This is a genomic window from Bacillus sp. MZGC1 (assembly GCF_002998605.1).
Classification (GTDB): domain Bacteria; phylum Bacillota; class Bacilli; order Bacillales; family Bacillaceae; genus Bacillus.
This window is the reverse complement of record NZ_PVRE01000003.1, coordinates 729,228-737,301: the sequence shown is the minus strand read 5'-3', so window position 1 is coordinate 737,301 and position 8,074 is coordinate 729,228. Positions and strand designations below refer to the sequence as shown.

Sequence of the window (8,074 nt, the reverse complement as noted above, 5' to 3'; positions counted from 1 at the left end):
TCAAAAGGTTAGGGGTTCGACTCCTCTCGGGCGCGCCATTAAGATCGGGAAGTAGCTCAGCTTGGTAGAGCACTTGGTTTGGGACCAAGGGGTCGCAGGTTCGAATCCTGTCTTCCCGACCATCTTTATGGGGCCTTAGCTCAGCTGGGAGAGCGCCTGCCTTGCACGCAGGAGGTCAGCGGTTCGATCCCGCTAGGCTCCACTTTTTAAAAGATTATTTTGATCATGGCGGTGTAGCTCAGCTGGCTAGAGCGTACGGTTCATACCCGTGAGGTCGGGGGTTCGATCCCCTCCGCCGCTATAAAGGACCTTTAGCTCAGTTGGTTAGAGCAGACGGCTCATAACCGTCCGGTCGTAGGTTCGAGTCCTACAAGGTCCACCATCTATACGGAGGAATACCCAAGTCCGGCTGAAGGGATCGGTCTTGAAAACCGACAGGGGTGTCAAAGCCCGCGGGGGTTCGAATCCCTCTTCCTCCGCCATATTTTTTAATACCCATATCATCGCGGGGTGGAGCAGTTCGGTAGCTCGTCGGGCTCATAACCCGAAGGTCGCAGGTTCAAATCCTGCCCCCGCAACCAAAATGGTCCGGTAGTTCAGTTGGTTAGAATGCCTGCCTGTCACGCAGGAGGTCGCGGGTTCGAGTCCCGTCCGGACCGCCATTTTCAAAAAGAATACTTGGCTCGGTAGCTCAGTTGGTAGAGCAACGGACTGAAAATCCGTGTGTCGGCGGTTCGATTCCGTCCCGAGCCACTTTTATAAAAAAATATTGACAGTATGGCGGTTGTGGCGAAGTGGTTAACGCACCAGATTGTGGCTCTGGCACTCGTGGGTTCGATTCCCATCAATCGCCCCATACATATTTTTGCGGGTGTAGTTTAGTGGTAAAACCTCAGCCTTCCAAGCTGATGTCGTGGGTTCGATTCCCATCACCCGCTCCATTTGTATATCCGTTCATGGGCCTGTAGCTCAGCTGGTTAGAGCGCACGCCTGATAAGCGTGAGGTCGGTGGTTCGAGTCCACTCAGGCCCACCATGATATTCCGCAGTAGCTCAGTGGTAGAGCTATCGGCTGTTAACCGATCGGTCGTAGGTTCGAGTCCTACCTGCGGAGCCAAATGGAGAAGTACTCAAGTGGCTGAAGAGGCGCCCCTGCTAAGGGTGTAGGTCGCGCAAGCGGCGCGAGGGTTCAAATCCCTCCTTCTCCGCCATTTATCTGGCCCGTTGGTCAAGCGGTTAAGACACCGCCCTTTCACGGCGGTAACACGGGTTCGAATCCCGTACGGGTCATGTTTAAAAGAGGTCTTGTCAAAGATCTCTTTTTTATTTTCTTCAAAAGGAAAGACCGCCATCATAGCGGTCTTTTTTTACATATTCATGGAATAGATCGTATAAGACAAGTATGTCGCAAAGAAGCCCCATAAGACATAAGGGATCAGTAAAATTGGAACGACTTTGCTTAGTTTACGCGAGACGATGACAAGTGCAAGTGCTGTCAGTGCTACAAGCAGGCAGTCGATCGTAGCGGCAAATAAATCTTTTTGTGTAAATTGAAAAAAGCTAAAGGCTTGATTAAATACGTAATTTAAAAGAAAAAGAATCCAAAATGGTAAAGTGATTTTTTGAAATCCGTACTTTCCATAAATGATCGCTGCAGACAACGAGATCAGAGCAAATAAGACAGCCCACACAGCACCAATTACACCACCACTTGGTGTCCATTCCGGTTTATTCAGTGCATCATACCACTCTCTGTCAATCGGAAACAAGAATCCGGCAATAGAGAATAATGCATATGTAATAAAGAAGACAACCACTGCCCAAATGATACTTTTTCTTGCCATTAAGAATCTCCTCCAATCAAATTCACTCTTAAAGTGATTTCCCAATCATTACATGATATAAACATAAAGCCCCCAATATGAGGGGACTAATGATTTTCTTCTGTATAAGGTTCTTCTTCGTACGGCTTCAAGTCACCAAATACCGTCATGACACCTTCTTCGTCTAATGCCTCTTCATAGGCTTCGTGGGCTTTATTTGGATATACCTTGCTTGCCTTGCCCTCAATATCAGCTGCTGCGAATCCTTCATAGTCCTCCACATAATCTTCATCTTCTGATTGCGTATACACATCATCGTATGTCAATGGAGGGAATTCCATATCGGACGGGGTATCAGAGTTTCCATAGCGTTCTACGTCTTGATATGCATCCTCTCCATCGTAGGCTGCGCTTTCTTCATTTTCAAATTGACCTGATGGCGGACTTAATAAATCCTCTTCAATCGGACGGTTTTGTGAAACGGTTTGTTCTTTTGAATGCTCTGTGCATGTGACGGCACTAGGCAAGGCTTCTAAGCGTTCCTTTGGAATAGGGGCCTTACAGACCTTGCACAGGCCATAAGAGCCGTCTGTGATGGCTTGAAGTGCCTCATTGATGTCTAACAAATGTTCATGTTCCAAACTGTTTAACGCAATATCTTTCCCGCGTTCGAATAGCTCTGTCCCTTGATCACCTGGGTGGTTATCATAGGCTGACAGTTCTCCGAGCGAATCATAAGGAAATGATACTTTTTGTTCATCGTCATGGCTTTTAGCTTCGAGTTCTTGCTTTTCATCGAGAAGTCGCTGCTTCAAATGATGTAATTCGTCTTTAGACAACAAAGCGATCATCCTTTCATATCAAACATAATGTTAGTATGAGCAATTTTGTCTGCAAGACTAGTTCCAATTTGAAGCAATTCCTCATGAAAAAACGCCTGCGGCTGCAGGCGTTCTTTGTTACGCAATATAGTATTGTAAGATCAAAGCGATTGTCAGCAGGAAACCGAAAAATGTATTGGTTTGAGCTGTAGATTTCATGGCATTCATTAATTCAATTGGTTTTTCTTTTTGCTTAAATTCTTTGATAGCTGTATATGCTTTTGGCACACTGAGTAAAACAAGAAGACTCCAAAGGCCGACAATATCTGTGAAGATATAAACAAAAATAAGTACATATGAGACCAAAAACATGGAAAGTAAAATGTTCACTGCAGCTTTTCGCCCAGCAAGGATTGCAAGTGTTTTTCGTCCATTTTCTTTATCGCCGTCTAAATCGCGGATATTGTTCGATAGTAAGATGGCACCAACTAAAATAGAAATTGGTAGTGAAACGAGAAAAGCTTTAGATGTCAGTGTGCCTGTTTGGATATAGAAACTAATCAAGATGATTCCTAGTCCCATAAAAGCACCTGACACAAGTTCTCCAAACGGCGTATATGCAATGGGTACAGGGCCGCCGGTATAGAAATAGCCTGCTGCCATACAAATGAGTCCTATCAGTGCAATCCACCAGCTAGACATCATGCAAATATACACCCCTAGTAGTAAAGAAAGCGCAAATAGTGCATAAGCGAGGCCGAGGACTGTTTTTGGCTTCACACCGTTTCTTACAATGGCTCCACCGATGCCAACAGATTTCTCATTGTCCAATCCGCGAACATAATCAAAGTACTCATTAAACATGTTCGTTGCGATTTGGATAAACATAGATGCCAACAGCATAGCTAAAAATAGCCCAACATGTATTTGACCACTTGGAAGTGCTAGAACAGTTCCTAAAGTAACGGGAATAAATGCCGCTGTTAATGTATGCGGTCGTAGTAAATTCCACCAAATCCGCCAGTTCTTATCAGGCTTAATCGGTGAAAGCTGATCTGATATCGATTGATGCTGCATAAAATATACTCCTTTAAATAAAAAAATACGTACACGTCCAAATTCCAGTTTAGCAAAGTTCAAAAAGGTGTCAATATATTGATGCGATGAAACCGGAAAAAGATGTTTGCTAATCGTTGCCATATCGAGAGAAAGCTTGATCTTAGAACAGGACTTGCCATTTTTCCTTTAGATGCTCTCGTTTCAAGAAGCAGGAGCGAAAAAATCTAGAAAGCGTGATATAATAAGGATTCGAGGTTTTAAAAGCTGTTTTCTTTACTAAGTTCATCTGTTAAGGTTTATAATAGAAAAGCAGGCCATTCGACATACTCGAATGTTCATGTATTTTTTCATTATGGTTTTATTTTTTTATGTTATTTCATGGATTTTGGAGGAATGTATCATGGTGACAACAGTGCAAAGTACTTTCCGGCAGGAAGCGCTTGCGACATTAGAAGAAGCGAATAACGTCAACCATGCTGTTTTGATAAGCTACTCCAGAAGAGTTGACGATCTGGATCCTCTTGCCTTTTTCCAAAGCGGCGAAGCGGATTTTTTAGGCGAGCGGTTTTTTTGGTCTGATCCAGAAAGCCAAATGATATTTTCTGGACTTGGCAGAGCGGCCGTCATTAAATCAACTGAGCAAGGCAAGGAACGATTTGATATAGTCCATCAAGAATGGGAACAGCTGAAGCAGCACATGTTCCATTTTCATGATGAGAAGGATTTAAGGCAAGCGGCTGTTGGTCCGCTTTTATTTGGAGGATTCTCATTTGATCCGTATGAAGAGAAGGCGCGTCACTGGGAAGCTTTTGGCGAGGCTCATTTTTTTGTGCCATCGATGATGCTCACTGTCTCGAAAGAAGGCACGTTTCTTACGATCAATGAATGGAAGCAGGTGGACGGGAATGTTCATCAGCTCATTCAAGAATTAGAACAAAAAGCCTCTCATTTCGAAACATTACCGCTCAGACATGATGGACAAGCTGAACTTGTTCATATGGAAGAACTAGATGTGAAGGAATGGATGAAGGCGATCCAAGAAGCGACAGACCGCATTCGTGCAAACGAATATGAAAAGGTTGTTTTAGCAAGAGAAGTCTTGCTTCACTATAAAAATCAAATTGAACTTGCTCCACTGTTAGCAGAATTATTAAAGCATCAAACAACGAGTTATGTATTTGCGGTTGAACAAGGAAGACAAGCATTCGTTGGAGCTACGCCGGAACGCTTAGTAAAAAAAAGCGGCGGCGAGGTCTTTTCATCTTGTTTAGCAGGTTCGATTGTTCGAGGAAAAGATGAAGCGGAAGATCGAGCATTAGGCGAGGAACTGCTGCATGATGAGAAGAATTTGATTGAACATCAAATTGTCGTCAATATGATTCAGCAAGCATTTGAGGCCAATTGCCTTCACGTGCACAAACCAAATCAACCTAGTCTTTATAAAACAAAAAACATTCAGCATTTGTTTACACCGATTGTGGGAGAAATTAAAAGCAGCTGTTCCCTCTTTTCATTAATTGAACAGCTCCATCCGACGCCAGCATTAGGCGGATATCCGAAGGAAAAAGCGGTTGAGGTCATTCGTGAAATCGAACCGTTGAAGCGTGGCTGGTACGCGGCGCCGGTGGGCTGGATTGACTCTCAGGATAATGGAGAATTTGCTGTCGCCATTCGGTCAGGTCTTATTGAGGAAGACCATGTTCGTTTATTCGCTGGCTGCGGCATTGTAGAGGATTCCCTTGCAAAGCAGGAGTACGAGGAAACGCAAGTGAAATTAAGACCAATGCTATCTGCTCTTGGAGGTCGTCCGATTGAATAATCAAATCATGACAACATATATTGGCAGATTGATGGATGAATTTGTACAAGGTGGTGTGAAGGAAGCGGTTGTCTGTCCTGGTTCCCGTTCAACCCCGCTTGCGATGCTGGCTCTTGCCCATCAAGACATCAATGTTCATGTATTAGTGGATGAACGGTCTGCTGCTTTTTATGCGCTTGGTCTTGCAAAAGCAAGTCAAGCACCGGTGCTGCTTATTTGTACATCAGGTACGGCAGCTGCTAACTTTTACCCAGCCATTGTAGAGGCACATTATTCCCGTGTACCACTTATTGTTTTAACTGCTGATCGGCCGCACGAATTGAGGGAAGTTGGGGCACCTCAAGCGATTGATCAGCAATTCTTATTCGGTAAGTTTGTTAAATGGTTCACAGACTTAGCATTGCCGGAAGAAAGTCAGACGATGTTACGCTATGTTCAGACGGCTGCGGCAAGAGCAAATCATATGTCAATGCAAGAGCCGAAGGGACCTGTTCAGATCAATGTCCCTCTGAGAGAACCATTGCTTCCTGATTTGTCTATTGATCCTTTTGAGCGAGAAGAAACAGGCCGAAAAAAGGTCATAGCTGCAGGACAGGCTTTCCCAAATGATGATGTGATGTCTGAAATCGTGACGGTCATGAACCATTCCAAAAAGGGACTGATTGTGTGTGGTGAACTTCATACGCAGGAAGAGAAAGAGGCAGTGTTACGTCTTTCGAAAGCCTTGCATATTCCGATTTTAGCGGACCCGCTTTCTCATTTGCGAAATGGTCATGAACATGCAGATCTTATTATTGATGCGTATGATTCATTATTGAAAGATGAAGCATTGCAGCAGCATCTATTGCCGGATATGGTCATTCGTTTTGGACCGATGCCTGTGTCCAAACCTTTATTCAAGTGGCTGGAAAAACATTTGGAAGTGAATCAGATTGTCGTTGATGCTGCCGGAGGTTTTCGAGATCCTGGATTGAGTGCTTCATACGTCATTGAAAGTGATGTGGCAACTTTTGTAGATGAAGTATTCAAGAGAGCGGATCAACGTGAGGATACAAGTTTTCTAAAACGCTGGCAGAATGTTAATTCTTCATTCAGAACGCATGCATCCCATTATTCTGATGAGAATCTGTCATTTGAGGGGAATGTGTACCGTCAGCTTCAGCATCTCTTGCCGAAGGAGAGTGTCCTTTTTATCGGAAACAGTATGCCGATTCGTGATGTGGATACATTTTTTGAAACGCAATCGAAGCCTTTTCGGATGATGGCGAATCGAGGAGCCAATGGCATTGATGGCGTTGTGTCTACAGCACTTGGCACGTATGCGGCTTTGAAACAGCCAGTCACCTTAGTGATTGGAGATTTATCATTTTATCATGATATGAACGGTTTGCTTGCAGCTAAGCTGCTGGACATTCCGCTGACGGTTGTGTTGTTAAACAATGATGGGGGAGGCATCTTTTCTTTCCTTCCACAGGCGTCTGATGAACCGTATTATGAAAAACTCTTCGGAACGCCGACTGGACTGAATTTTGAGTATGCTTCGAAGCTGTATGGGGGAACCTATTCGAAACCGTCAACGAAACAAGAATTACATGATGTCTACATGGCGCATATAGAAGAGCCTGGACTTCATTTAATTGAAATTGAAACTGATCGGCATTCCCGTGTAGGCAAGCATCGTCAAATGATGGATGACATATTGGAAGAAGTGAAAAAAGAATGTCTTCTTTCATAATACGGATGCGTGATGGTGTGGCGTACGAGGTGGTGGATCAGAATCCATTGGCTGAGAATGCCACGCTATGCTTACATGGCTTCACTGGAAGCGCGGCTTCTTGGACGTTCTTGAATGGTTATATGGTGAATACAAGATTGATTCAAGTCAGCTTGCTTGGACATGGCCGCACGGACTCACCAGAAAGTATGAGAAGATATGCGATGTCGCATCAGCTGGCAGATCTTGCAGAGATTTTAAACCAATTAAAGCTTCACAAAGTGAATATTCTCGGATATTCTATGGGAGGACGTATTGCTTTATCATTTGCCTCTCGTTATCCAGATCAAGTCAACAAATTGGTCCTTGAGAGTACCTCTCCAGGGCTTCGCACTTTTAAAGAGCGGATGGCAAGACTCAAACACGATCATCAGCTCGCTCAGAAACTTAGACATGAAGGTTTAGTGAAGTTTGTGGATTTTTGGGAGAGTATTCCACTGTTTGCTTCGCAGAAAACTTTATCAGCTGAAACGCAGGCTCAACTGAGAGAGGGAAGGCTGAAAGCCAATCCACTTGGACTGGCTCGCAGCTTAGAAGGCCTAGGAACAGGTTCGCAGCCCTCTGTTTGGAAGGCTTTAAAGCATATGAATTTACCTGTTTTGTTGATTTGCGGAGCGCTTGATGAAAAGTTCTGCAATATCGCCAAACGTATGCAGCAGGAGCTTGAAGGCAGTCAATTCATATTGGCTGAGCAGGCTGGGCATACAGTTCATGTGGAACAACCACATTTTTTTGGTAAAATAGTAAGTGAGTTTATTACGCAAGATTAGAGGAGGAAC

The 8,074-nt window shown here is 44.2% G+C and carries 6 protein-coding genes and 14 tRNA genes; 17 read left to right on the top strand and 3 right to left on the bottom strand.

Translation table 11 applies throughout. The features are described 5' to 3' along the window. Positions 1–45: 45 nt before the first annotated feature. The 14 genes from C6Y06_RS13270 to C6Y06_RS13205 all read left to right on the top strand — a co-directional run bounded on the left by C6Y06_RS13270 (position 46) and on the right by C6Y06_RS13205 (position 1,289). Positions 46–122, top strand: a tRNA-Pro gene (locus C6Y06_RS13270). A 7-nt stretch (positions 123–129) separates the two neighbouring features. Beyond that, a tRNA-Ala gene (locus tag C6Y06_RS13265) sits at positions 130–202 on the top strand. A 25-nt stretch (positions 203–227) separates the two neighbouring features. Beyond that, positions 228–301: transfer RNA gene (locus C6Y06_RS13260), tRNA-Met, on the top strand. A 4-nt stretch (positions 302–305) separates the two neighbouring features. Next, a tRNA-Ile gene (locus C6Y06_RS13255) sits at positions 306–382 on the top strand. Between the two features lie 7 nt (positions 383–389). Further along, positions 390–482 (top strand) — tRNA-Ser (locus C6Y06_RS13250). 22 nt (positions 483–504) lie between these two features. Next, a tRNA-Met gene (locus C6Y06_RS13245) sits at positions 505–581 on the top strand. A gap of 4 nt (positions 582–585) precedes the next feature. Continuing rightward, a tRNA-Asp gene (locus tag C6Y06_RS13240) sits at positions 586–662 on the top strand. A gap of 18 nt (positions 663–680) precedes the next feature. Continuing rightward, positions 681–753 (top strand) — tRNA-Phe (locus C6Y06_RS13235). 27 nt (positions 754–780) lie between these two features. Beyond that, positions 781–856, top strand: a tRNA-His gene (locus tag C6Y06_RS13230). A gap of 11 nt (positions 857–867) precedes the next feature. Next, positions 868–941 (top strand) — tRNA-Gly (locus tag C6Y06_RS13225). Between the two features lie 17 nt (positions 942–958). Continuing rightward, a tRNA-Ile gene (locus C6Y06_RS13220) sits at positions 959–1,035 on the top strand. Positions 1,036–1,041: 6 nt separating this feature from the next. Further along, positions 1,042–1,116: transfer RNA gene (locus C6Y06_RS13215), tRNA-Asn, on the top strand. A gap of 3 nt (positions 1,117–1,119) precedes the next feature. Next, a tRNA-Ser gene (locus C6Y06_RS13210) sits at positions 1,120–1,210 on the top strand. Between the two features lie 7 nt (positions 1,211–1,217). Continuing rightward, positions 1,218–1,289 (top strand) — tRNA-Glu (locus tag C6Y06_RS13205). 77 nt (positions 1,290–1,366) lie between these two features. Here C6Y06_RS13205 and C6Y06_RS13200 read toward each other — a convergent pair. From C6Y06_RS13200 to C6Y06_RS13190, 3 genes are all read right to left on the bottom strand, one after another. Continuing rightward, a complete protein-coding gene (locus tag C6Y06_RS13200; protein WP_034620862.1) occupies positions 1,367–1,843 on the bottom strand; it encodes a TspO/MBR family protein in 477 nt (158 codons plus the stop codon). Between the two features lie 86 nt (positions 1,844–1,929). After that, positions 1,930–2,664, bottom strand: a complete 735-nt coding sequence (locus tag C6Y06_RS13195; RefSeq protein WP_034665257.1) for a TraR/DksA C4-type zinc finger protein — start codon at positions 2,662–2,664, stop codon at positions 1,930–1,932. A gap of 117 nt (positions 2,665–2,781) precedes the next feature. Further along, complete coding sequence (locus C6Y06_RS13190) at positions 2,782–3,720, bottom strand: 1,4-dihydroxy-2-naphthoate polyprenyltransferase (protein ID WP_034665260.1); 939 nt, start codon at positions 3,718–3,720, stop codon at positions 2,782–2,784. Positions 3,721–4,102: 382 nt separating this feature from the next. Between C6Y06_RS13190 and C6Y06_RS13185 the strand changes: the two genes are divergently transcribed. From C6Y06_RS13185 to menH, 3 genes are read left to right on the top strand one after another with little or no spacing between them, the layout of a single operon-like run. Continuing rightward, positions 4,103–5,521 carry an isochorismate synthase gene (locus C6Y06_RS13185; protein WP_106031912.1) on the top strand — a complete coding sequence of 473 codons (1,419 nt, stop codon included), beginning with the start codon at positions 4,103–4,105 and terminating at the stop codon, positions 5,519–5,521. Beyond that, the gene (menD, locus tag C6Y06_RS13180) at positions 5,514–7,256 is read left to right on the top strand and encodes a 2-succinyl-5-enolpyruvyl-6-hydroxy-3-cyclohexene-1-carboxylic-acid synthase (protein ID WP_106037002.1); all 1,743 of its coding nucleotides are present in this window, start codon (positions 5,514–5,516) and stop codon (positions 7,254–7,256) included. The genes C6Y06_RS13185 and menD overlap by 8 nt, the downstream gene beginning before the upstream one ends. Continuing rightward, the gene (menH, locus tag C6Y06_RS13175; protein WP_106037001.1) at positions 7,241–8,065 is read left to right on the top strand and encodes a 2-succinyl-6-hydroxy-2,4-cyclohexadiene-1-carboxylate synthase; all 825 of its coding nucleotides are present in this window, start codon (positions 7,241–7,243) and stop codon (positions 8,063–8,065) included. The genes menD and menH overlap by 16 nt, the downstream gene beginning before the upstream one ends. Positions 8,066–8,074: the final 9 nt, after the last annotated feature.